Origin of the sequence: Alloalcanivorax xenomutans, from assembly GCF_900217905.1 — a bacterium.
Lineage (GTDB): Bacteria > Pseudomonadota > Gammaproteobacteria > Pseudomonadales > Alcanivoracaceae > Alloalcanivorax > Alloalcanivorax xenomutans.
On sequence record NZ_OBMO01000008.1, the window covers coordinates 1 to 23963 of the forward strand.

Here is a 23963-nt window from a genome sequence, read left to right on the forward strand (position 1 = left end):
CTCGCGTTTGAACGCGTCACTAAACCGACGCTTGCTGCGAAATTGCATACACCTTCCTCGTCAATGAAGGTGTCTACTTTTTTGGGGCCACTCCACACTCCGTCCCGTTGTCGCGCAACTATTCCCTGTTAACTATTCCCTGTTAACTGTCCACTATTCATTGCCTTTACTTGACGAACACCACCGTCTTGTTGCCGTCGACGATGACCCGGTCTTCCAGGTGCCAGCGCACCGCGCGCTGCATCACCTGGCGCTCCACGTCCTGCCCCAGGGCGCGCAGTTCGCTGGCCGAGTGGCGGTGGGAGACGCGCTGCACGTTCTGTTCGATGATCGGCCCCTGGTCCAGCTCCTCGGTGACATAGTGACTGGTGGCGCCGATCAGTTTGACGCCACGGTCCCAGGCCTGCTGGTAGGGATTGGCGCCGACGAAGGCGGGCAGGAAAGAATGGTGAATATTGATGATGCGATGGGGATGCCGGGCGACGAACTCCGGGCTGAGAATCTGCATGTAACGGGCCAGCACGATCACGTCCACCTGGCCTTCCAGCAACGCCAGCGCCTGGGCCTCGGCTTCCGCCTTGTTTTCCCGGGTCACCGGAATGTGATGGTAGGGAATGTCGAAGCGCTCCACTTCGGCGCGCAGATCGTCATGGTTACTGATCACCATGGTGATGTCGGCGGACAGATCATCGCGTGAGACCCGCCACAGCAGGTCCATGAGCACATGGTCATGACGGGATACCAGGATCGCCATGCGCTTCTTCTCGGCGGCGTAGCTGATGTGCCATTGCATGCCGTACCGTTCCGCCACCCGCTTGCGGAAATTGTTCTCCAGGGCATCCCGGGAACAGTCCAGATCCGGGGTCTGGAATTCCAGGCGCAGAAAGAAGGTTCCGTCCTGGGTATCACTGGAATGCTGATCCAGGTCGGTGATATTGGCGCCGTGATTGTAGAAGAAGGTGGAAACCGCGCTGATGATGCCGGGCTGGTCCGGGCAGGTCACCAGCAGCCGCGCGGTGGCGGCGTCAGGGGTGCTCATTCGTTTCTCCAAAGTGGGTCCGCCGGTACGCCGACGGGGTCATGTTGGTCCATTTCTTAAACGCCCGGTGAAACGAGCTGGCTTCACTGAAGCCCATCAACAGGGCGATTTCGTCAATACTGAGTTCCGCTTTGGACAGGTAATACACCGAGGCGTCCTTGCGGATCGAGTCCTTGATTTCCTGATAGCTGGTGTTGTCATCCTTGAGACGGCGGCGCAGGGTCTGCGGTGTCATTTGCAAACGCCGGCAGACTTCACCGAAGTCCGGGAAATGGCCACCGTAATCCTCGGACAGCAAGCCGCGAATACGCGCCGGCAAACCCACGTTATGCACGTTGCCCTCGAACAACTGCGCCAGCGACTCGCGCAGGAAATGGGACAATGACAGCTCATTTCTCACCAGAGGCAGATCCAGGTAGTGGACGGGAAACACCACCTGATTGACGCCGCTATTGTAATAGGTCGGACAGTTGAACATGAAGCGGTGCTCATCGTCCTCCTTGAGCGGCTGGTAATCCAGGTAAACCGCCTGGGGCTCCACCACCTTGCCCACCAGCCAGCTCATGAAGCGCAGGCTGAGAAACAGCATGGCATCGATGATCACATCACGAAAATCCAGGCGCGGATCGACTTCGGTGATCAGCCGGGCCTGGTCGCCTTCGCGCCGCAGCCAGGTGCGCATGTTGAGGTCAAACAGCTCATAGAAGCGGATTCCCCGGCGCACCGCCGCATCCAGGGTCGGGCAATTGATCACCGCGTGGGCCATCATCGAGAAGGTGCCGGGCTTGGACTTGCGGCCCTGGCCGAAGCCGAGGAACTCATCCTGGGTCTGTTCCATCACCAGCAGCATCAGCCGGATAAAGGTGTCCCGCTCGATGCGGGCGTCCGGCTGCTCCAGAACCCGCCGCTCGATACCGCACTGGTCCAGCAACTCGGGGATACTCACGCCGCTGCGCGCCGCCCCCTGCAGCACCTTGACCACTCGCCGCACATTGATGGTTCTTCGTTGATTCATCCGCGATCCTGAACATGGGGACGGCGGCTCGCGCCGCGACGGAAAAAGCCGCCTGCCCCGGCCATCCCCGGGAAAGGCCCAATCATAAATAAAAGCGCCGTCGATTGGCATGGTGATCCCGCCGGCCCGGCGTGCGGCAGCGTCATCCTCAACGCCAAACGCAGGCCGTTTCGATAAAACTGGTAATTAAATTAATCATTAATTAAATTAGAGAACATCGACACCAGGGAGATCCGCCATGAGTCCTTCCCGAGGCCGCCGTCCCGGGCGCCCGGAAAACAGCACCGGCCCCGATCAGCGCTCGCAGTTGCTGGACGTGGCGGTGCAACAGTTCAGCGAACACGGCATCAGCGGTACACCACTGAGCCGTATTGCCCGCGAAGCCCGGGTCACTCCCGCCTTGCTGCACTATTACTTCGGCAACAAGGATCAGTTGGTCGATGCCGTGGTTCGCGAACGCGTGCTGGCATTGATGGCCCCAGCCCTGCAAAGCGTTACCCAACCTTCCCCGGGTGACGGCGCCAGCCACCTCCTGGACCGCTTTGTCGCCACGGTGCTGGAAACCGTGTCGGCGGCCCCCTGGCTACCGCCACTGTGGGTGCGGGAAGTGTTGACCGAAGGCGGCCAGCTGCGCGAGATGCTGATACGGGAGGTAGCTCCACGGGTCACGGGCGCCATCACCGAAGCGATCGAACGGGACCAGCGGCGAGGCCTGTTGAATCCGGATATCGAACCGCGCCTGGTGCCAATATCGGTGATTGGTCTGACTATCTTTGCTCTGGCCACCCGGTCCCTGTGGTCCCGTTTTCCGGGCAACCAGGACATCGATACCGCCACCCTGATCCGCCATGTCCGGGCACTGCTGAGCAGCGGTCTGAGCGGCGGATAAAGGCGTGAACGCAACCCTGACGAGGTCCACATGATGCGTTCTGTTGTTATCGCACCTTTGTTGTTTCTGCTATTCAGTTGCAGCGACCAACCCCAGCCGCTGCTCGGCACCATCGAATGGGATCGCGTGGCGGTGCTGGCCGAAGCCTCGGAGCCGGTTATCGAACTGTCGGTACGGGAAGGTGAGGCAGTCACTCCGGGCCAGCCGTTGCTGCGCCTGGACCCGACCCGGATCCAGGCACGGCTGGATGCGGCGCAAGCGGATCTGGCCGGCCAACGGGCGCGGCTCGCCGAGCTGCAGCGCGGCCCCCGGCGGGAAACCATCGACGCCGCCCGCGCCGGGCTCGCCCAGGCGCGCAGCGAACAGACTCTGGCGCGGCAGGACCTGCGGCGGACACAAACATTGTTCGAACGCGGCAGCGTGGCCCGCGCCGATTTGGATGACGCCCGCGCCCGGGTGAACAGTCTCGGCGCTCAGGTGGATGCCCGGCAGGCACAACTGGACGAATTGCTCGCCGGCACCCGCCCCGAACATCTGGATCAAGCCCGCGCTGCCTTACAGGCCGCGCGGGCATCCGTGGCGGAACTGCGGCGTCAGAGGCAGCGACTGGACGTGGTGGCCCCCACCGCCGGCCGGGTGGACGCCCTGCCCCACCGGCTTGGCGACCAACCCGCCCAGGGCGCGGTACTGGTCAGCCTGCTCGGCGGTGAGGCCCCTTACGCGCGGGTCTATATACCGGAACCGCGCCGGGCGGCGATCCAGCCCGGCGATCGCTTTCGTGTGGCCGTGGATGGCATCGACACGCCCTTCGATGCCGAGGTACGCAGCATCCGTCAGGACCCCGCCTTCACCCCCTACTACGCGCTCAGCGGCGACGATGCCGCCCGGCTGTCCTATATGGCGGAGCTGACGCTGCACGGAGATGCCGCCCGCGACCTGCCGGCGGGAATCCCCTGCCAGGTCTGGCCAGAGCAAGACGATGAGCACTGATAACGCCATCGAAACCCACGATCTGACCCGCCGGTTCGGCGACTTCACCGCCGTCGATCACCTGAATCTCAGCGTGCCGCGCGGTCAGGTCTACGGCTTTCTCGGCCCCAATGGCTGTGGCAAGTCCACCACCATCCGTATGCTTTGCGGCCTGCTGTTGCCCAGTGAGGGCGATATCCGCGTGCTCGATCTGGACATTCCGAAACAGGCCGAGGCGCTGAAACGCCGGGCCGGGTACATGACGCAAACGTTTTCGCTGTACCGGGATCTGACCGTGCGCGAGAACCTGGAATTCGTCGCCCGCCTGTTCGGGTTGAGCCGCCAGCGCACCCGGCAGCGCGTGGAGGAGCTCTGCCACCGCTATCAACTGGAGGCGTTGGCCAGCCAGTTGGCGGGTACGCTCAGCGGCGGCCAGAAGCAGCGCCTGGCCCTGGCCACGGCGGTACTGAACCAACCGGAGCTGTTGTTCCTGGACGAGCCCACCAGCGCCGTGGACCCGCAATCGCGGCGGGATTTCTGGGACGAACTGTTCGCCCTCACCGACGCCGGCACCACCTTGCTGGTCTCCACCCATTACATGGACGAAGCGGAACGCTGCCATCAACTGGCGATTCTGCAACGGGGCCGGTTGATGGCCCAGGGCAGCCCCGAGCGGTTGAAAGCCGATGTCGGCGCCACCCCTCTGCTGGTGGTGACAGCGGCCCCAAGAAAGGCACAAACGGTACTGCAAGCATTGGATGGCGTACGTTCCTGCGCGCAAATCGGTGCCAGCCTGCGGGTGCTGGTGACGTCCCCGGATCAGTTACCGGCGGTGCGCGACGCGCTGCGGAAGGAAGGTATCGAAGGGAAAGTGGACATCACCGATGTCAATTTGGAGGACGTCTTCGTCGCCGCCACCCACGGTCACACGGAGGGAGCATCGTGAGCGATCGTTTCAGCTTTGCGCGCCTGCTCGCGGTGGTGATCAAGGAACTGCGCCAACTGCGCCGGGACCGCCTTACCTACGGCATGATCATCGGCATCCCCACCCTGCAGCTGATCCTGTTCGGCTACGCCATCAATATGGATGTGCGCCACCTGCCCGCCGCCGTGGTGGACCAGGCACAGACACAAACAAGCCGGCAAGTCGTGGAGGAACTGCAGCAATCGCGGGTGTTCAATTTCAATCGCGCCCTCCATCATGCGGGCACCGGCGAGGCCATGTTGCGGCGCGGAGAAGTGAAGGCGGTGCTGATCATTCCGGCGGATTTCGAGCGCCGCCTGCAAGGCCAACGGCCACCGCTGCAACTGATCGTCGACGGTTCCGACCAGGTGGTACAACAAGCCGCCCGACAAATCGCCCAATTCCCTTTGCGCGGCACCACGACCACAGCCTCGGTGGAAGTTCTGCCCTACTACAATCCACACCGCAACGCGCCGCTGAACACCGTGCCCGGTCTGATCGGCGTGATCCTGACCATGACCATGGTCATGTTCACCGCCATCGCCCTGGTGCGGGAACGGGAACAGGGCAACCTGGAATTCCTCATCACCACGCCGCTGTCCTCGGCGGAACTGACCCTCGGCAAGGTACTGCCCTTCGTCGCCATCGGCCTGATCCAGACTTCACTGGTGTTGCTGCTGGGCAAATGGATTTTCCAGGTGCCGGTGCGGGGCTCGCCGCTCGAACTCTATCTGGCGGCCTTGCTGTTCATCATCGCCAGCCTGGCGCTGGGCATCTTTATTTCCACCCTGGTACGCAGTCAGTTCCAGGCGATCCAGGCGGCGATCTTCACCTTCCTGCCGCAGATTTTGCTATCCGGCTTCATGTTTCCCTATGAAGGCATGCCCAAGGCCGCGCAATGGATCGCCGAGGTCCTGCCGCTGACACACTTCATCCGTCTGGCGCGGGGCATCATGCTGCGCGGTGCCGGACTTGACGATCTGTGGCCGGAGCTATTGGCGCTGGCCGTCTTCGCCGCGGCCCTGCTGGTTGTCGCGGTGGCGCGGGTGCATAAACGGCTGGATTGAATGCCACGCCCTGGCTGGCACACCAGGGCAACATCCTGTGGCAGCCAACCCCGCTGGCGAATTTTTCCATCGTTCGGAAGGGCTCATTCGCCAGCAGGCTGGCTCCCACGGCGGCTTCGTAGCCTACCGCTCCCGGTTACCGCCGTGGCACCACCGCCAGGGTGACCGTGGCCTTGGCCACCAGTTTGTGTTCGCCGTTGTCGTCCTCGGCAAACACCTCCGATTCCGCCACCGTCACCGCCTTGCCGGCTTTCAGTACATTGGCCTCACACACCAGGGCCCGCCCCACCGCCGGACGCAACAGGTTGACCTTGAACTCTATGGTCAGCGGCATGAAGCCTTCTTCCATCACCGTGGCGGACGCGGCGCCGGCGGTATGATCCGCCATGGTACCCACCACGCCGGCGTGGACGTAGCCGTTTTGCTGATGATGATCCTCGCGCACGGTCAATCTTGAAACCACCTTACCGCTTTCCACGCCAACGGCTTCCAGGCCGAGCAGCTTGAGAAACGGCGCATTCATCACCCACTTGAAGTCGTCAGTCAGGCTCACTGTCATGCCTCCCGCCATATGGAAAGCAGCAGCATTGCCGATTCCCGCGATCAAGACCATTGCCAAAAACGACCTGTGCGGGTGGCACGTTTCAACGCATCTCGAATCACATATGATACTAAACCTCATTTACAAATGAGAACCATTACTATATAAAGTGCATTCAATCAGGCCGTCATCCGGCCCTTTCGCCGGCTCTCCTTCCACAGGGGAGAGCCATTTTTTTATGGTCGCCGTTCATGGCGGCCACCCTTCGGGCCGTCACGGAGGTGACATTAAAAAACGCCCGATTCGCAGGTTTGTCATTTTTTTCGAGAGGTTTGCCCGTGTTGTCATCACTTCGATTCTCTATGGGTGCCCTTCCCCGCGCCGTTTTGGCCGGCACCGCCACCCTTGTCGCCCATCACGCCCTCGCCGAGGAACAGAGCCCCCATGTGCTGGAAGCCGTGACGGTGGTGTCCGCCGCCGGTTTCGAACAGCACATCGCCGACGCCCCCGCCTCGATTTCGGTGATCGACCGGGAGCAACTGGAAACCAAGAGCTACACCGATGTCACCGATGCCTTGAAGGACATTCCCGGTGTCACCGTCACCGGCGGCGGCTCTCGCCAGGACATCAGTCTGCGCGGCATGTCGCCGAAGTACACCATGATTCTGGTGGATGGCCGCCGGCTGTCCGGCCGCGAGGCCACCGCCAACGGCAATGACAGTGGTCTGGAGCAGAATTATCTGCCGCCGTTGCGCGCCATCGAACGCATCGAGGTGATTCGCGGGCCGATGTCCTCCCTCTATGGTTCCGAGGCCATGGGTGGGGTGATCAATATCATCACCCGAAAAGTGCCAGAACAATGGCTCGGTTCCTTCGGCGCGGAGGCCACCCTGCAGGACAATGCCAAGTCCGGTAATGCCCGTCAGTCCGATCTTTATCTCGCCGGCCCGTTACTGAAGGACAAACTTGGCCTGCAGGTGAACGGCCAGGTTCGCCACCGTGATGAAGATGAGATCCTGGAAGGCTTCGAGGAACAGAAAGTGCGCGGCGGCGGCGCCAAGCTGGTGTTCACTCCGGATCAGAGCAACGAAATCGGATTGTCCTATCAGGAAACCCGCCAGGAGCGCAACGGCTCACCAGGCAAGTACTACGAAGAAGGTTCGGAGCCCTCCAATCGCCGCTTCGACAAAGAGGTGGCGGCGCTCACTCACAACGGCAACTTCGGTAACTGGAGCACCGACTCCTACATCCAGAATGAAAAAACCGAGAACCCGGACCGCGTCGGTGAGCTGCGTAACGGCATCACTCTGGAAACTCTGACCGCCAACACCCAGGCCACCTGGTTCGGCGAGCGCCATATCATCACCGCCGGGGCGCAGTACAAGGACGAGGAACTCACCGACTACGCCACCAACCGTCTGCCCACCAGCAGCAGCACCGAGATCAGCCGCTGGCAGTACGCGGTGTTTCTCGAGGACGAATGGCGTCTGACCAATGATCTGTCGCTGACCGGCGGACTGCGCTTCAATCAGGACGAAAATTTCGGCGATCATGTGTCACCACGGCTGTACGCGGTGTACCACCTGAATCCGGCCTTGACCTTGAAGGGCGGCGTCTCCACCGGTTACCGGCAACCCTCCCTGCGTGAAGCGGCGGATGACTGGGGCAGCATCACCGGTGGCGGCGGCTACCCGGCCGGCCATCCGCGCGCCATCATCAAGGGCAATCCAGACCTGGATCCGGAAACCAGCATCAACTATGAAATGGGCCTGGCACTGGATCTGCCGTCCGGCTTCGCCACCAGCGTGATGCTGTTCCAGACCGACTTCAAGGACAAGATCACCGAATACCGTGAGTGCGATAACGGCGGCGACCGCAACGATCCCAGTACCTGGAGTTGCGATTACGAAGGCCAGACCTATATGTTCGTCAGCGACCGCATCAACGTGGACGAAGCGCAAATGCAAGGCGTGGAGGCGACGCTGGCCTGGCATCTGACACCGGCGGTGCTGCTGAACGCCAGCTACACCTTCACCGACTCCGAGCAGAAGACCGGCGAGTTCAAAGGCGAGCCGCTGAATAAAATTCCGCGCCACATGATCAACGCCGGTATCGACTGGCAAACCACCGATCGCCTGCAAAGCTGGGTACGGGTCAATCATCGCAGCCGTACTTCGGACTACCAGTCGCGCACCAGCATGGCCGACGGCACTCCCGGGTATTCCATGGTCGATCTGGGCCTGAACTACCGCGCCAGCGAACACCTCACGCTGAAAGCCGGCGTTTACAACGTTGGGGATCGGCAAGTCACCAACGCCGACTATGAAATGGTGCTCGATGGCCGCCGTTATACCGCCGGCCTGGTGGTGGACTTCTGATGGACCGGCAGCGACGCCGTCTTTCCCAGGCTCTGCTGGCCGCCGCCGGACTGCTGGTACTACCCGGCACGGCGGCGGCGCGCCCGGACATGACCCGCACCATGGGTACCACGCTGGCGGACACCGGCGTCCCCGGTTACCGCTTTGAAAGCCGTGTTTTCCCCGGCTCCGAAGGTCGGCGCCACCATCGTGTGTGGCTGGCGATTCCCGAGGGAACGCCGCCGTCGGCCGGTTTCCCGGCGCTGTATCTGCTTGATGGCAATGCGGTGTTAAACCGGCTACGGCCCGAATGGCTGACAACGCTTGGCACAGACACGCCACCGGTACTGGTGATGATCGGTTACGACACCGATCTGCTGTTCGATGGCGATGCTCGTCACTACGACTACACACCGGCGCCAAACGGACGGAACTCGGTGCGGGACGCCCGTAGACCGCAACGGGAAGGCGGCGGTGCCGCGGCCTTTATCGAGCGGATCGAGTCCGCGATCACACCCTGGGTGGCCAGCAGGACCCGAATGGATCCAAATCGCAAAGCACTTTGGGGTCATTCCTTCGGTGGTCTTTTCACGCTGTTCACGCTATGCACCCGGCCCCGGGCTTTTCGTATTTATTTGCCGGTAAGCCCTTCCCTGGGTTGGGCGGATAATCTATTGCAACACTCCCTGGATCATCTGGCGGCCCAACCGCCGGAGCGGAACACAGCCGTCTGGATATGCCGTGGAGATGAGGAAGTGCGTATCACCAAGGCAATGAACGCGGAGCAAATCCAGCAACGGAAAAACAAAGGCAATACCGCTTTCCGTCTCTTCGCCGACAACCTCGATCGCATCCCGCGAGTCGAAGTGCACCGCCGCTTGTATCCGGGGCTCGGTCACGGAGACATGTTCAGCGCGGCTCTGCCGGAAGCGCTGCGTATCGTTGCCGGGCTGGCGCCGGATCCGGCCTGGTCCTGAACATCGCTCTCACAATCGTATTCGCCCCCCCTGCAGGAGCCAGCCCGCAGGCGAATTTTCGACGTTGGTGACCCCAAAAGCCTTCGCCTGCGGGCAGGCTCCTACAGCGGCTAAAGAATGTCTTTTTTGTGGCCCCCGTCCATGGCGGCCACCCTGTGGGCCGTCGCCAAGGCGACGTCAAAAATCGCTCCCGGCGATTTTTTTGTTTTTTTGCTGTCAACTGTCCACTATCAGCTAGGCAGCGGGGCCGCCCCGCTCCGGTCGCCTCCACAGCCACAGCAGCACCACCGCCATGGTCAGCGGCAGCAGACCTTTGGCCCAGTGTGGCAGCGAGGAGATCAGAATCAATATCACCCCAATGGACATGCTCACCGTCGCCATCCATTTGGCGTGACGGGAGATAGCGCCGTATTCGCGCCAGCGGCGGATCGGCGGCCCGAAACGGGGATGGGCCAGCAGCCACCGTTCCAGGGCCGGCCAGCCGCGCCCGGCGGCCCAGGCCGACAGCAGCAGGAACTCCACCGTCGGCAAGCCAGGCAGTATTACCCCCAGCATGGCGGTGGCCAGCGCCAGTAACGCCAGCGTCCGCCATAGCAGAATGCGCATGCTGTTCACGCCGGGCGCGGCAAATCCGCCATCAGCTCTTCCACCGCCGAATTGACGAAGGCGAAGGCATCCCGCGCACCACGCACCGCTTGCGCTTTGTCCTCTTCCGTGAATGCCAGCGCATCCAGTTGCGCCTTGAAGCGCTTCCAGTGCAGGCCGCGCCCGTCCGGATGGCCGGCCAGGTGCCGGGCGCCATGGCTTTCGCTCAGTCCCAGCTTGTCCCGCGCCAGTTTGAACAGGAAAGCCGCGCCCAGGTTGGAACCTTCATTGGTGTATAACCAACCCACCGCCGCGGGCATGCCGGTGATCAAGGCGGTGGTACCCGCCAGGCGATCGAAGGACAGATCGGAATCGCTCACGTTCAGATCACGGCAATCCGCTTCCACTTCCAACAAGCGCGACCGTGCCGCCAGGCCGGGGAACAGCTTCTGCAGTTCCTCCGCCTGATATAGCGGCGCGGTGGCGCATTGCAGCCGCAACTGCATGCGCAGGAAGCGGCGATAGCTTTGTTCGTCGGCGAACGGCGCGAAGCCGGACAAACGGTTATCCAGGTTTTCATGGATCCGGTGGGTGCCTTCCTTGAGACACAAGGACAGGGGTTTTTCCATAGTATCCACGGTGTCGGCCTGAGTCATGGTGATTCCTATATGCGATGCCAATGAGGGGTGCCGATAAAAGAGGCTTCTATAAGCTATGACGAGTGAGACGGCGAAAAGGACAGTGCCCCGTCCACGGTTTTCAGTTCGCGCACGCCCAGAACCCCGCTTTGCTGATGCAGTTCCAGCCAGGCGTTGAGATAGTCGTAACCGGCGCCGAGCCATTCCAGACGAGCCTCGTGCAATTGCCGGCGCGCTTCCAACAGGTCCTGGTTGTTCCGCTCACCGCCGCGCAGACTTTGGCGGGTGGCTTCCACCAATTGCTCGGCGCTGGTCACCGCCTCGGCCAGTGCTTCCAGGCGGGAAGCACCGCCGCGGCAGTCACGAAAGCGTTGCTCCACCGCCAACAACAGCTGCTGCCGGGCGGAGAGCAGCCTTTGCTGCTCGGCATCATGGCGGGCGGCGGCCTGACGGCGAGCAGCCGCCACACCGCCGCCGGCGTACAGCGGCACCTGCACCTGCACGCCGACGCTGTCGGTATCGTAGTGCTGACCGTAGGTGTTCTCGCTGTCGGAATCGGTGCGCCGGGTGCTGGCGTAAAGACTGACCGTGGGCCAATGGCCGGCTTTCTGGCGGTCCACTTCCCGCTCCGCCAACGCCACGTCTTCACGCCGCACCGCCAGCACCGGACTGTGACGCAGGGCCTGTTCGCGCCAGCGGGCCAGATCGCCGTCCAGCGGCAACGGCGACACCGCGTCTTGCATCCGCGGTTGCCAGCCGCTGAGATCCACACCGGTCAGTTGCGTCAAACGGCGTTCGGCCACCTTCGCCTGCTCCTCGGCGGCGAGCCGCTCGGCCCGGGCCAGAGCAAGGCGGGAACGGGTTTCCAGTACCTCGGTCAGAGTGCCTTCGCCGGCTTTCCGCAATGCCTCATTACGCTCCAGCAACGCCTTCAATACCGACGTCTGTTCTCGCGCCCAGCGGCGCCGCGACCAGGCCACCAGAGTGTCGGTGTAGGCCCGCGATACCTTCACCACCAGTTCCTGCAAGCGGGCCTCGAATTCCAGTTCCGCCCGCGCCGCGCGCAGGCGGCCTATATCTCGCGCCACCCAGGCACTGTAATCGAACAGTGGCTGTTCCAGTCTCAACGAGGAGCTGTAGCTGCGATAGTCCCGCTCTTCCGTTACCGGCCCAAACAGGGAATCCTGTTCCACCTCGGACCAGTTCTTGCCCCAGGAATAGCTGTAGGCCAAGGTCGGCAGCAGATTGGCGCGGCCCAGTACCTTGAACTCACCGGCGGCGCGGCGGTCGTGAATCGCCGCCTGGAATTCCGGCTCATGGCGTAGCGCCGCATCGAACGCCTGTTCCAGCGTTAGCGCCGACGCCAGCGGGCTCATGCATAGCAAAAGCAGCAGCCATCCGGCCCGCCGCATCCAACCCTGCTCAGCTACAAGGTTGATGTAGGAGCTTGCCTGCAAGCGAATCTCTGACCGGGGCCGAGGGCCCAATTCGCTTGCAAGGCAAGCTCCTACAGTGGCTTCGTGGTTCTGTCCGAGGGAAGCTGTCGAGCCTGAACGGACTGGCGTTTTGATCATTGCCCCTCCAGCGCCAGCGGAATACGGTCCACCAGGGGTTTGAACAGATAGCTCATCAGCGAACGCTCACCGGTACGCACGAACGCCTGCACCGGCATGCCCGGCTGCACCACCAGGTCCCCGAGCGCGGCGCGAGCCTCCTGATCCACCCGCAGGCGGGCGGCGTAATAAGGCTGGCCGTTGTGCGGATCCTCCAGCCGGTCCGGTGACACCCGCGCCACCGTGGCGGGAATGCGGGGTGTGCTGGCGCGATTAAAGGCGGTGAACATCAACTCCACCGGCAGGCCGGCGTGCACCGAGTCAATACGATCCACCGGCACCCTGGCATCCACCCACAACGGCTCGTCCGCCGGCAGCAGCTCCATCACCACGTCACCGGGACGGATCACCGAGCCCCGGGTCAGCACCTGCAGGTTCACCACCCGGCCGGATACCGGCGCGGTGATCTCACTGTGCTCCAGTTGGAAGCGGGCGTTGGCCAGCCGCTCGCTTTCACTGGCGGCCCGTAAACGGTGTTCGGCCAGCGCCTGCTCCACGTCACGGTTCTGGTTGTCACGCAGAGCATCCAGCCTGGCCCGCGCTTCGCCCAAACCGGCCCGTGCCGCCCGTGCCGCAGCGTCGCTGGCGGCCAACTCTCCACTCAGGCGCGCCCGCTCCTCTTCCAGTTCCAATACCCGGTTGCGAGGTACATAGTCCTGCTCCGCCAACGGCCGCAACGCCGCCAGCCTTTGATCCAGCAAGGCCAGACGTTGCCGCAAACTGGATTGCCGTGCCTGTTCACCCCGCCAGCGCGCCTCGGCACCGGCCATCGCCTGCTCAAGGCCGGCGCGTTCTGTTTGCAGCGCCAGACGGCGGCTGCGGAAAAGCTGCCGTTGTGCCTCCAGCGCCGAGGCCAGTATCGGATCGGAAGTAACCTGTTGCGTCAGAGCCGGATCGAGGGCCAGGGTCTCAAGCCCTTGGCTTTCCGCTTCCAGGCGCGCGATACCGGCCACCGCCATGGCCTGATGCAACCGCGCGGAATCCAGCTCCGCCCGCGCCACCCGGGCGTCCAGTTTCAGCAACGTCTGACCTTGGCTGACGCTCTCTCCTTCCGTCACCGGTACCTCTGCCACCACACCACCGGCGGGATGTTGAATGCGCTTGCGGTAGCCATCCACGGTTACCGTGCCTTCCAGTGCCACACCCGCATCCAACGGTGCCAACACCGCCCACAGCAGAAAGGCGGCAAACCCGCCCAGCAATATCACGCCTCCCCATAACACCAGCTTGCGCTGACCACGGCGGCGCAAACCCACGCCCGGCAAGGCCTCGATCGGCGGCTCCATGCGCGCAGTCATGCCCCACCCCCTTCGGCGCCGAAACTGTAAGACACACGGGGTGCCGGTTTCGCCGCCGGCCGGCGCTGCCCCATCACCTCGGCGGTAACACCGAACTTCCGCATCACGCCGTCCTTGAGCACCAGCACCTTGTCGGTGACCGCCAGCACCGCCGCCCGGTGGGTGATCAACACCACGGTGCGGCCCTGCGCCTTCCAGGCTTTCAGGGTTTCCGCCAGCGCCGCCTCGCCAACATCATCGAGATTGGCGTTGGGTTCATCCAATACCAACAGCGCCGGTTCGCCGTACAGCGCCCGCGCCAACGCCACCCGCTGTTTCTGGCCGCCAGACAAGCCGCCGCCATCCTCGCCAAGCACGGTGTCATAGCCCTGAGGCAAACGAAGGATCATGTCATGCACGCCAGCGCGACGCGCCGCATCGATGACCGCTTGCTGAGCGCCGCCGGTCAGTTCGCCAAAGCGGGCAATGTTTTCCGCCACGGTGCCGGCGAACAGATCCACCTCCTGCGGCAGATAGCCGATCGCCGGGCCCAATTCGTCCGCCGGCCAGCCGTGCAGGTCCGCGCCGTCCAGCCGCACCTTGCCGGCGCGCGGCGGCCATAATCCCACCAGCGCCCGCGCCAGGGACGACTTGCCGGAACCGGAAGGCCCGACCACGCCAAGCACTTCTCCCGGCGTCAGCTCGAAACGCACATTGGCCAGACTGGGACGTTCCGCGCCGGGCGGCATCAGTGTCAGCCCTTCCACCATCAGCGCGCCTTGCGGACGCGGCAGACTCAACCCCCGCTCCGGCCTCGGATGCGCCTGCAACAAAGCCTGTAAGCGATTCACCGCGATGCGTGTACCGCTCCACTGACGCCAAGCGCCCACCACCTGCTCCACCGGCGCCAGCATCCGGCCCACCAGAATCGAACCGGCCACCATCATGCCGGCGCTGATCTGGCCGTGGATCGCCAGCCAGGCGCCGGCGCCGAGCATCAGCGATTGCAGCGCCAGCCGCAGCGCCCGCGTCACCGCGCTGATCAACACACTGCGTTCGCTGGCCAGGTGTTGATGGTCCACATAGCCATCCTGCAATTCACGCCAACGGCGGCGCAAACGGCCGCCCATGCCCAGAGCCTTGATCGTGGCGGCGCCGCGCCAATGCTCCTGCGCCAGACGGCCGGCGTTGATGGACAAGGCGCTGGCTTCGTTCAACGGCGCCCGGGACCAGCGTTCATTGACGAACGCCAGCGCCAGCAATACCAGAGCGCCCAGCAACGCCAAGGCCCCCAGTAGCGGATGAAACAGAAACAGCACGATCAAATAGAGCGGCGCCCAGGGCGCGTCGAAGAAAGCGAACAAAGCACTGCCGGCGAAGAACTGGCGCAGCTGATTCAGATCCGACAAGGCCTGGGCCGAGGACAGATTGCCGCCCTGCAAACCATGCCGGCCGGCAGCGTCATAAACACGCTCGCCCAGTTGTTGGTCCAGGGCTTCGCCGACACGAATCACCAGCAAACCACGCAACCAGTCCAACGCGGCCATCAGCGCGTACAGCCCCAGGGCGATCACCGTCAGCATCAGTAACGTCACGCCGTTACCGGACGCCAGCACCCGATCATAGACCTGCAACATATACAGCGCTGGCACCAGCATCAGCAGATTGATCACCGCGCTGAACACGCCGACGGAAACGAAAGTGCCGCGCTGCAACGCCAGCGCCACGCGCAGGTCGTCCCTGGTCTTTTTCATCGCCGGCCGCTCCGCTTGGAACGGGCCGCTAGCAACACCCCCATGCCCGCGAGTAGCCACCAGGACGGGCTGCCGCCGCCGTTGCCGTACTCTCGGGTTTGTTCGTCGGTGGTGCGGTCCTGCGCGCCGACACCGAGAGAGGCCACGTCGCCGACCTGGCCGCCGGTCAGCGTGCTTTCACACGTCAGAGTGTAATAATAGGTACCCGGTTCGGGGCTAACCTCAATATAACCCGTGTCGTCCTTGGGCCCCGCCCAGCCATCGCCTTCAGTACCGCCGCTGGCGGTACAATTGGAGGCGTCCACCGAGCTCCATTCCAGCAAGGCGGTGCCGCCTTCCTCGATCTCGCCGGGGGTGACGGTGATGGTGACGCGGGATTGCTCATCGTCCGGATTGAGACTGAGCCGGTAAAGGGTACCGGTGCGCCGTAGCACCTTGTTACTGATGGACGTGCGGAAATAACCTCCCCCGCTTCGGTTGCCTCCGTACATGCGGCCGTCCGATCCCAGCGACAGGCCCACCGGCTGCACACCGTCGTAGCGCACATTACCTTGCTTATCCATGCCGTCGACAAAGGCATATACCAGCTCGAATCCATCGTTTTCCACCTGCCCGGAGTCGCCGATGCGGATCTGGTCCGGATTGATGCGATAGATCGTTCCGCCATGGAACCATTCGTCATCGGCCGGCGGATCCACCGGCTCTCCCGGCGGAGCCCCGCGGCCACTGAGACGGCCGCCGGCATAAGTAGTGCCGTAGATATTGCCGTCCCCGGCCAGCACCATGGGTCCCCGCGGCTGGCTGCCGCCGTCACCGCCGCTGAAACGATGCACAATGGCGAAATCGTCCCCGCTCATGGCAACACGGTAGATCGACCCATGGAGATTGGGGCCGTCGTAATGGGGCGGATCGGATGCGTACCACTTCAGGCGGTCATCCGCCGCGGCTTCCTGCCCATCGCATAATGGCAACGCCTCCAGAAAGTGTCCCAGCCCTTCCGGCTGAGTGCCCATGGTGGTACAGATACCAAGGGAAAGATTACCGTACACATAGCCCTCCGGCCCTTCCACCAGCCCACTGAGGATGTAACTAATAGAGTTAGAACTGTTCACGGCCATACGATGGTAGGTTTCCCCGTAGCGGGTCTGCCAGGGGATTTCTCCATCATCAAGAACAAAGGTATGCAGCACCTCGAACGACGCCGTACCTTGCCGTGGATCGATTCGATACACCGTGCCGGTGGGTGTGGCGGGCGAAGACGGCGTTCCCGGAGCGTAGGGCACACCCCGCACATAGGCGGTCACTCCGTAAAGCCAGCCGTCGGAGCCCAGAATCATGCCGTTGGGATACTGGCGTTGTCCCTGAGGACCGGCGGAAAAGATGTGCACGGTCTCCAGTGTCGGCTGCGCCGCGTCCAGATCGACGGCGAACAAGCGCCCGTTGCCTTCCGGCCCTTTATCCAATCCATAGATACGGCCACCATCGATCACCAGAATGCCGTTGGGCTCCAGCAATTCCACCACTGTACGCGGGTGGCTGCCATCAAAGTCCAGACGCAGCAGTCGGCCGCTGTCGAGCTCATTAAAGAGACTTTCCGGACGGAAGCCCGCCACATACATTTCCCCTTTCCCCTCCCGGTTGTCTTGCACCAGGCCGCCGCTGAACGTCTCCAACCCCAACTCAGTCAGGTCGACCACCTGCCGGGAATGGTTAACGTAATTTTCCAGCGAAAAAATATTATCGTAGCCGTCAATGCCATAAAGGCGCCCGTTCCGCGCCAACAATGGCGGCACACGGGGTGGCCCCACCCCTTCATAACCGTTCGGTTTGGGACCTCCGTTGGCGGCCAGGATAGTGGGTTCCAGCGCACTGGCCGGCGAGCCCGCCAGTACCAAGGCGCAAAGCGAGAGCAAACAGAGTCCTAACCGTCGCATGTATTCATTCCTGCTCTATAAAAAACGGTGTCCGCTCACCAAAGAGCGAACACCGGTCAATTAGGCCCTTATACTCAGGCGGTCAGTTCCAGTTCGGCTTCGGTGGTTTCGGAAACGCCCAGTACCTCCGCCGTGGAGGAACTCACACCAGCCGCGTCCAACGCGGCCCAAAGCGCGGAAGCATCCCCATCCTTGAGGCCATTGACGATGTTGTGGGTATCGTTGAGACCAGTGGCGCGGTCGATGACGTCACCGTTGCCATCCACGCCGCCGTTGAGGCCAATGGTGTCGAGATCATCGATGGTCACCAGTTCCTCGTCGAAGTAGTACAGGCCGTTGCTATCCTGCTGCAGGCCCAGTCCGAAGGTGATGGATCCGATTTCTCCATAGATCGTGTGGGAAGGGCTGGCGAAGAAGGTGTAGTTCAGATAAGAACCGTCCGCCGCTTCGACGATAAAGCCCAGATCCAGCCCTGCGTACTCGCCGGAAGAGGCATACTGGGTACCCGAGAAAGTGCCCAGAGAACCCCAGAAGCCCAGATCCACGATCGGATCAGGATCCTCATCACCGGCAAAAGCACCCGGGTTTTCACTGTGATCGGCGATCTGGAAAAGGCGGTTGAAAGCGGGAAGAAAGCCGTTCTCTTCACTGAAGACCGTTGTCGTGGAGTCATCGGTGAAAAGGCCATCGGTACCATTCCAACCGTTAATCCCGTCAGGCCCATAAGTGCCGCTATAATTACCGAACGTTGCTGAGTAAGTTACGGTTACGCTCATTACAGGTACTCCTTTAGCTCTGTTTAATGTGCCCCGTTACGGGGTGGTGACCCGCCGCGTTCTTTTGCAGCGGGGCGTCCGAGGCTGGCGGCGCGGCTGGCGTTCGGCTGCTCCTTGGCCGGCGGGGCGCACCCGCCGACAAAAATCAGAGAGAGAAGCGGCGACGGTGGCGTACCGTCAATAACACCAGAGCGGACAGCCATAACAGGGACAAAGCGCCGCCTCCACCGCCGCTGGAAGAGCCGCCGCCACTGTCATCGCCGTTATCGCCATCCTCTGCCGGCGCCACGGTCACGGTGACACTCGTTTCCACCCGTTCATTGCTGGCATCCACACAGGCCAGGATGAAAGTGAGTTCTCCGTCCACGGAAGGCGTGATGGTTTCGCTGCCTTCGGTGGCTTTGACGCCGGCCCAGTCGCCTTCCCCCGAGCAGTTGTCGGCGTTGCTTACCGACCAGGTCAGGGTAGTGCTTTCATTCAAGGTGAGGTTTTGCGGATCGGCGCTGAGTTGAATGTCGGCGGTTACCGGCAGCTCGATATCGACGGCAAAAACAGTGCCGAAACCATCGGCATCGTTGGCGTTCACCGTATCGCCTTCATTACCGCCGCGCTTGGTGGCGCCGTACAGGGTTTGAGTCTGTCCTTCCACGGGTCCGGCATAGAGCCCCACTGGAAAAGCGCCGTCCGCTTCTACGTCAAAGCGATGCAGGATTTCGTATTGATCATCCGCATGATCATCGGCTTTCCCGATCACCACACGGAACAGAATGCCAGCACCACGGGGTTGGCCTTCCTCTGTTACCGTACGGCGTGCGGTGCCGTATACATTACCGTCGGCGGCAACCACCAGTGGTCCCCAAGGCGTGATGCCGTCTCCCAGTTCTTCCCCGAAAATATGCAGCAGGGAAAAGCTTTCGGAGACGCCCAGTCGATAGCGCCAGAGCGCTTTATTGGTGGTGCCGTAGAGCCATTCACCGGCCTTCGCCAAAGCCTGCAGTCCGGAATCGGAAGCGATGATTTCCCCTTCCGCCTGCCTGGCAAAAGTATGCAAGACCGTTACTGGCGTCGTGCCATCAGTGGCGGCAACAGAGAGGTCCACCTCAAACAGAGTGCCGGCCGTTTCGTCGCCTTCAGGCACGGCGTCCGGATCACCGGACTGGTCCGACTGATGGCGCACGTTAATACCGTAAAGCCGATTACTCTCATCATCGACGACAAGCGCCGCCGGATATTGTCCCTTGGCGTAACGGGTACTGGTCCCGTCCCGGTAGTTCTCAAAATCCACCAACGCAACCAGTTCACCGGACGAAGAAAGCCGGAACAAGGTATTGCCGTTCGCCGCGCCGCCACCGCCAAAATATGTATTATCATCAGCATCTACGGCAAACAGACCGCGCGGCCGAAACGAAGACCCGAAGCCCGTGGTGTCGTCAGTCGGATCTTCCGGAGTCGTTACCGCATTCCCGGGCGCCTCCCCCATGGTCCAGCGGAATACAGTCGGGTCGGCCGCCGCATATGGGGTCGAGCCTAGCAGCACGGTACCATCGAACAATTCCGCCAAGCCGGTATAGAGTCCGACGTAGCCTGACGCCGGGAACGATTCGGAACTGAACGCAACCTCTGGAGAAGACAAATCCAGGGAATAGTAGTGACCAAATCCTTCACTGCCAGATGGTGTCAATCCAGCCAAGGTTGGTTGTTCTACACCGTGCAAATAGATCGGCGGAGCGTGCGGCTCTTTGGCTCCAGTATTGGAAAATACATGCAGCACACGTGGCGTTGTATCCGCCAGAGCTGGCGCCGCCACCAGCAACAGGGTGAGGCCCAATCCCGCCAACCAGGGACGGGGACTTGTTAATGAATGCGATGTCATCAAAACACTCCTTCCTTCAAAATTTCAGTGAGACCGTGCCGGTAACGGTGCGGCCCGGCGCGATCCAGTAAGAGAGGCCGTTGAGTTCGGCGTAGTTGCGGTCGCGCAGGTTGTCCACCGCGAGCCGCAGGGTGAGGCGATCATTGGGCTGGTAGCTGGCCCAGGCGTCGTAGACGGTCCAGTCCACCACGTCTTCGTAGGCGCTGCCGCCGCGGCCATCGTTGTCTTCGTAGCGGGCCCGGGCGCCGAGCGTGAGTTTGCGATCGAGCAGCCGCAGACCGACGCTCAAGGTGCCTTTCTTCACCGGCGGCAACAGATAGAACATGCCGCCGCCGTTGGCGTCGCCATGGCCAGTCGGCGGACAACCGGTGAAGCAGCCAAGCGGGTAAGGGTCGTAACCACCTCGCCCCAAATCGTGCAGGGTCCGCGTCCAGCTGGCTTCGAGGAAATAACCGCCGGCGTCATACTCGGTCTGCCATTCCAAACCGTAGAAACGCACTTCATCTTGCAGATTGACGAAGGCCAGGGATTGGGATTCCCCGTTTTCGGAGGCGGGCCCGACCACCAAGCCCTGGGTGATGTAATTCTTGACGCGGGTGTCGAACCAGGCGGTCTTCATGCGCAGGCGATCACCGTTCTTGAACAAGGATTGCCAGTTGAGATTGGCCCCCACTTCCCAGGTACGAGAACGTTCCGGTTCCAGACCGGGATTGGGAAAGAACGGAAAGGTATTGCCGATGTGGGCGCCCCACATGATCGACTCGGTGATGGCCGGCGGGCGCACGCCCTGGCCGTAGCTGGCGAACAGTTGCAATGGATTGGCCACCTGCCAGGCGGCTTTCAAAGTCGGCGAGACAAAGCCATCGTGGCGGGCCACGTCGAACTTGCTGTAAAGAAGGGTGTAGGGCGGGCGCACGCCGTCTTCGTTCTCCTGCCGCCCAACAAACATCTCGCCGTCGCCTTCGAGCCGGAACCAGTCGTAACGCACACCGCCGGTCAATTCCCAGCCGTCATAATGGGCCAGGCGCGCCGTAGTGAAGGCACTGATCACGGAGCGCTCCCCTTCCGGCGTCGGGCCGGCGAACCAATCTGCGCCACGCTCATCGCCGCTGTTATCCGGCCGGGTCCAGTCGTGGTAGAACTCACCGCCATAGGTTAAGTCCAGAGAGCCGCGCCAATCGCCGACGGGCACCTCCATGCGGTTCACCAGGGTGCCGCCGACGGTGTTGGTTTCGTAGCGCAGATCAAACTCGCCGTAGTCGTCGTCCGGATCGTCCGGGCGATACTCGTCGTTGCGGGTGCGGGTGTAATAGAGGCTGGCGTCCAGGTCCCACCAGCGGCTGCCGGGATAGAAGGCGTAGTTGATCAGGAAGGTGTCGGAGTGGATCTGGTTTTCATCGGTGGCGTCACTGCCGGGCGCAGTATTGCTGCCTTCATCGAAATCCGCTCGCAGGCCGATATAACTGAGTTTCAGGGAGTGGTTGTCGGCGAAGCGCCAGGTGCTTTTCAGCAGCGCGGACCACTGTTCCTGGCCGGTGAACTGGCTGGTGCCGTGCCAATAGCCGCCGCTGTTGCCACCCCGTTCGCCTTTTTTGAACGCGCCCACGTTCTTGCGGCTCACCGCCGCCATCAGATCCACATTGTCACTGGCGCGTACGGCGCCGGCGACACTGCCGGAAAAGTGGTAGGCGTTGTCACCGGTGGTGGCGTTGACGCGCCCGCCCGATCTTTGTTCCGGCTCGAGCAGATCGTCCACATCCAGGGTGCGGAAATTGACCATGCCGCCGATCACCGCCGCGCCGCCGGCGCCGGAGCTGGGTCCTTTACTGATATCCACGCCGGCCAGCAGTTCCGGATCCACGTAGACCTGGCCGTTACTGCCGTGGCCGCTTTGCTGGTAGTTCTGGCGGGTGCCATCGATCATCACATTGACGCGGCCGAAATCCTGCAGGCCGCGAATATTCACCGACACCCCTGGATCCTGACGGCTTTGCGATGTATGCACGCCGGGCACCGCCGCCAGCACGTCGGAGGTATTGCGCGGCGGCATCCGGTCGATCTGGTCCCGGGAGATGATCGTCATGGACCCCGGTGTGCGATAGGCCCGCCCGCGCGGATCCAGCTCACCGGTGACGGTCACCCGCGGCAACGGGTTGGCGTGGTCGCCGCCCTCCCCGCCTTCCTGGCGCAATACATATTGCCCCCGCGCTTCCGGCTCGGCGCTGAGACCGGTCCCGAGCAGCAGCGCGGCGAAGCCATCCGGCACTGAATAGTGTCCGCGCAGTCCGCGAGTGTGTTTGCCCTCGGTGAGACCGGGATCGAAGTACATCACCACTCCGGCTTCCAGCGCGAAGCGATTCAACGCCGGTGCCAGCGCGCCAGCGGGTATCTGATAGTGCCTTTGCGTCACGGATGACGCCTCGGCTTGCGCCCGGGTCTGGCCGGGGCCGCCAAGCAGAAAGACCGCCGCCAGGATGCCCATGGCGAAGCGGGGTCGGAGACAGCGCTGCATTAATATCAATTCCCATTCTCATCCTTGTTCATCTGTGATGACGGGCGAGATCGGGAAAGGGACAGTGATTGGGGAAAATTTTGCTCGGACGCCAGACCTTTTTGCGCGAGCAGTCCACGGACCAGCACTGCCCCATAATTGTGGAATGGCACCTCGGCACGCCAGTTCGCTGCCCAGGCAGCTTCCCACAGACTGGACTACGAAGCCGTTCAGCGACGGCCGATCACGGTCAGCCAGCGGGTGTAATTGGTCACTTGAATCGGCAGGTAGTCGGCCAGCAGCGCCAAGGCCTGGTCGGTATCGTCGAGCGGGAAGACACCGGACACACGCAACCCCGCCAGTTCCAGATCGTCGAATCGCAACAGCCCGGATCGATAACGCGCCAATTCCTCCAACACCGTCGTCAAAGGCTGGTCGTCGGCCACCAGACGCCGGTCTAGCCAGGCGGTGGCCAGGCGTACATCGACGCCGCGCGGTGATTTGATGCTCTTTCCGTCGGTGGCGGTGCGCTGCCCCGCATGAGCATCGACGCAGGCGTGGCGGGCCGGCGGTGGCGGCGCGGCAGCGCACAGTTGCACGCTGGATTCGGTCACCACCACCGCCATGTTCCGGTCACGCAAACTGACGGTGTAACGGGTGCCCAGGGCACGAGCCGACCCCAGGCCGGTGGCCACCACGAAGGGTCTGTCGGGGTCTGGCGCCACCGTGGCGTGGACGTCGCCATCGCGCAGAATCACTCGACGCTCGTCACCATCGTAATCCACATCAACGGCGGCGCCGCTGTTCAGTATCAGTGAACTGCCGTCCGGCAAGGTCACCTGACGCTGTTCCCCAACGGCAGCGTGGTAATCGGAAGTCAGATTCAAGGACCATAGCGGCCACCAGGCCAGGCCCAGCCCAAGCAGCCCGGCCAGCGCCAGCAAACTGGCGCGGCGGTTGCGACGCACCGGCCCCAGCACTTTACCCAGCACCGGGCCGGCTTCCGGGCGATGCCGCCCGGACACCGGTTCGAGACGATGCCACAGGGATTCGGCGCGCACATAGGCACGCTCATGACGGACGTCGGCCCGGCGCCAGCGGCGGCAGGCTTCCCGTTCTTCCTCGGTGACGGCCCCGGAGTGCAAAGTGGCGATCCATTCCGCCGCCTCACGCAAAAAAGGCCCTTCGTCTTCCACGGTCACGC

At 62.6% G+C, this 23963-nt stretch carries 19 protein-coding genes; 6 read left to right on the plus strand and 13 right to left on the minus strand.

Annotated elements, in window-relative coordinates:
* Window positions 1-166: 166 nt before the first annotated feature.
* Both purU and CRO06_RS07495 read right to left on the minus strand, forming a co-directional pair.
* The gene (gene purU, locus CRO06_RS07490; protein ID WP_022994582.1) at window positions 167-1039 is read right to left on the minus strand and encodes a formyltetrahydrofolate deformylase; all 873 of its coding nucleotides are present in this window, start codon (window positions 1037-1039) and stop codon (window positions 167-169) included.
* Window positions 1026-2054, minus strand: a complete 1029-nt coding sequence (locus CRO06_RS07495) for an AraC family transcriptional regulator (protein ID WP_026949067.1) — start codon at window positions 2052-2054, stop codon at window positions 1026-1028. The genes purU and CRO06_RS07495 overlap by 14 nt, the downstream gene beginning before the upstream one ends.
* A 238-nt stretch (window positions 2055-2292) precedes the next feature.
* Between CRO06_RS07495 and CRO06_RS07500 the strand changes: the two genes are divergently transcribed.
* The 4 genes from CRO06_RS07500 to CRO06_RS07515 are packed head-to-tail and all read left to right on the plus strand — an operon-like array spanning window position 2293 to window position 5943.
* A complete protein-coding gene (locus CRO06_RS07500) occupies window positions 2293-2943 on the plus strand; it encodes a TetR/AcrR family transcriptional regulator (RefSeq protein ID WP_022994580.1) in 651 nt (216 codons plus the stop codon).
* 30 nt (window positions 2944-2973) lie between these two features.
* Entirely contained in the window at window positions 2974-3933 is a 960-nt protein-coding gene (locus tag CRO06_RS07505) for an HlyD family secretion protein (protein ID WP_097058136.1), read from the plus strand.
* Window positions 3923-4858, plus strand: a complete 936-nt coding sequence (locus CRO06_RS07510; protein ID WP_022994578.1) for an ABC transporter ATP-binding protein — start codon at window positions 3923-3925, stop codon at window positions 4856-4858. The genes CRO06_RS07505 and CRO06_RS07510 overlap by 11 nt, the downstream gene beginning before the upstream one ends.
* The gene (locus CRO06_RS07515; protein ID WP_097058137.1) at window positions 4855-5943 is read left to right on the plus strand and encodes an ABC transporter permease; all 1089 of its coding nucleotides are present in this window, start codon (window positions 4855-4857) and stop codon (window positions 5941-5943) included. The genes CRO06_RS07510 and CRO06_RS07515 overlap by 4 nt, the downstream gene beginning before the upstream one ends.
* Before the next feature lie 136 nt (window positions 5944-6079).
* Here the strand turns inward: CRO06_RS07515 and CRO06_RS07520 are convergent, their stop codons facing one another.
* Complete coding sequence (locus CRO06_RS07520; RefSeq protein WP_080531173.1) at window positions 6080-6496, minus strand: PaaI family thioesterase; 417 nt, start codon at window positions 6494-6496, stop codon at window positions 6080-6082.
* Between the two features lie 350 nt (window positions 6497-6846).
* Between CRO06_RS07520 and CRO06_RS07525 the strand changes: the two genes are divergently transcribed.
* A complete protein-coding gene (locus tag CRO06_RS07525) occupies window positions 6847-8862 on the plus strand; it encodes a TonB-dependent receptor domain-containing protein (protein ID WP_026949072.1) in 2016 nt (671 codons plus the stop codon).
* Entirely contained in the window at window positions 8862-9818 is a 957-nt protein-coding gene (locus CRO06_RS07530; RefSeq protein WP_022994574.1) for an alpha/beta hydrolase, read from the plus strand. The genes CRO06_RS07525 and CRO06_RS07530 overlap by 1 nt, the downstream gene beginning before the upstream one ends.
* A gap of 234 nt (window positions 9819-10052) precedes the next feature.
* On the opposite strand, the gene CRO06_RS07535 is transcribed toward CRO06_RS07530, so the two are convergent.
* From CRO06_RS07535 to CRO06_RS07580, 10 genes are all read right to left on the minus strand, one after another.
* On the minus strand, window positions 10053-10424 hold the full coding sequence (locus CRO06_RS07535; RefSeq protein WP_026949074.1) for a YbaN family protein: 372 nt from the start codon (window positions 10422-10424) through the stop codon (window positions 10053-10055).
* Window positions 10425-10429: 5 nt separating this feature from the next.
* Window positions 10430-11059: a biliverdin-producing heme oxygenase gene (locus CRO06_RS07540; protein ID WP_022994572.1), complete on the minus strand. Its 630-nt coding sequence runs from the start codon at window positions 11057-11059 to the stop codon at window positions 10430-10432.
* A gap of 56 nt (window positions 11060-11115) precedes the next feature.
* Window positions 11116-12453 (minus strand): TolC family outer membrane protein, encoded by a 1338-nt coding sequence (locus CRO06_RS07545; protein ID WP_179746513.1) that lies wholly within the window; start codon window positions 12451-12453, stop codon window positions 11116-11118.
* A 158-nt stretch (window positions 12454-12611) separates the two neighbouring features.
* Window positions 12612-13952 (minus strand): HlyD family type I secretion periplasmic adaptor subunit, encoded by a 1341-nt coding sequence (locus CRO06_RS07550; protein ID WP_097058139.1) that lies wholly within the window; start codon window positions 13950-13952, stop codon window positions 12612-12614.
* A complete protein-coding gene (locus CRO06_RS07555) occupies window positions 13949-15685 on the minus strand; it encodes a type I secretion system permease/ATPase (RefSeq protein WP_097058140.1) in 1737 nt (578 codons plus the stop codon). Before CRO06_RS07555 ends, CRO06_RS07550 begins: the two co-directional genes overlap by 4 nt.
* A complete protein-coding gene (locus CRO06_RS07560; protein WP_143247728.1) occupies window positions 15682-17619 on the minus strand; it encodes a choice-of-anchor tandem repeat GloVer-containing protein in 1938 nt (645 codons plus the stop codon). Before CRO06_RS07560 ends, CRO06_RS07555 begins: the two co-directional genes overlap by 4 nt.
* Before the next feature lie 74 nt (window positions 17620-17693).
* Entirely contained in the window at window positions 17694-18395 is a 702-nt protein-coding gene (locus tag CRO06_RS07565; RefSeq protein ID WP_097058142.1) for a heme acquisition protein HasA, read from the minus strand.
* A 145-nt stretch (window positions 18396-18540) separates the two neighbouring features.
* Window positions 18541-20223, minus strand: coding sequence for a hypothetical protein (locus tag CRO06_RS07570; RefSeq protein WP_218839881.1), 1683 nt, complete (start codon window positions 20221-20223; stop codon window positions 18541-18543).
* Between the two features lie 61 nt (window positions 20224-20284).
* Window positions 20285-22780, minus strand: coding sequence for a TonB-dependent receptor (locus CRO06_RS07575; RefSeq protein WP_097058144.1), 2496 nt, complete (start codon window positions 22778-22780; stop codon window positions 20285-20287).
* A 209-nt stretch (window positions 22781-22989) separates the two neighbouring features.
* Entirely contained in the window at window positions 22990-23961 is a 972-nt protein-coding gene (locus CRO06_RS07580; RefSeq protein ID WP_097058145.1) for a FecR family protein, read from the minus strand.
* Window positions 23962-23963 lie beyond the last annotated feature (2 nt).

Coding starts and splice junctions, on each gene's coding strand:
- purU (WP_022994582.1), bottom strand. CDS start 1,039: ATGAGCACCCCTGACGCCGCCACCGCGCGGCTGCTGGTGACCTGCCCG.
- CRO06_RS07495 (WP_026949067.1), bottom strand. CDS start 2,054: ATGAATCAACGAAGAACCATCAATGTGCGGCGAGTGGTCAAGGTGCTG.
- CRO06_RS07500 (WP_022994580.1), top strand. CDS start 2,293: ATGAGTCCTTCCCGAGGCCGCCGTCCCGGGCGCCCGGAAAACAGCACC.
- CRO06_RS07505 (WP_097058136.1), top strand. CDS start 2,974: ATGATGCGTTCTGTTGTTATCGCACCTTTGTTGTTTCTGCTATTCAGT.
- CRO06_RS07510 (WP_022994578.1), top strand. CDS start 3,923: ATGAGCACTGATAACGCCATCGAAACCCACGATCTGACCCGCCGGTTC.
- CRO06_RS07525 (WP_026949072.1), top strand. CDS start 6,847: ATGGGTGCCCTTCCCCGCGCCGTTTTGGCCGGCACCGCCACCCTTGTC.
- CRO06_RS07530 (WP_022994574.1), top strand. CDS start 8,862: ATGGACCGGCAGCGACGCCGTCTTTCCCAGGCTCTGCTGGCCGCCGCC.
- CRO06_RS07535 (WP_026949074.1), bottom strand. CDS start 10,424: ATGCGCATTCTGCTATGGCGGACGCTGGCGTTACTGGCGCTGGCCACC.
- CRO06_RS07540 (WP_022994572.1), bottom strand. CDS start 11,059: ATGACTCAGGCCGACACCGTGGATACTATGGAAAAACCCCTGTCCTTG.
- CRO06_RS07545 (WP_179746513.1), bottom strand. CDS start 12,453: ATGCGGCGGGCCGGATGGCTGCTGCTTTTGCTATGCATGAGCCCGCTG.
- CRO06_RS07550 (WP_097058139.1), bottom strand. CDS start 13,952: ATGACTGCGCGCATGGAGCCGCCGATCGAGGCCTTGCCGGGCGTGGGT.
- CRO06_RS07555 (WP_097058140.1), bottom strand. CDS start 15,685: ATGAAAAAGACCAGGGACGACCTGCGCGTGGCGCTGGCGTTGCAGCGC.
- CRO06_RS07560 (WP_143247728.1), bottom strand. CDS start 17,619: ATGCGACGGTTAGGACTCTGTTTGCTCTCGCTTTGCGCCTTGGTACTG.
- CRO06_RS07565 (WP_097058142.1), bottom strand. CDS start 18,395: ATGAGCGTAACCGTAACTTACTCAGCAACGTTCGGTAATTATAGCGGC.
- CRO06_RS07575 (WP_097058144.1), bottom strand. CDS start 22,780: ATGCAGCGCTGTCTCCGACCCCGCTTCGCCATGGGCATCCTGGCGGCG.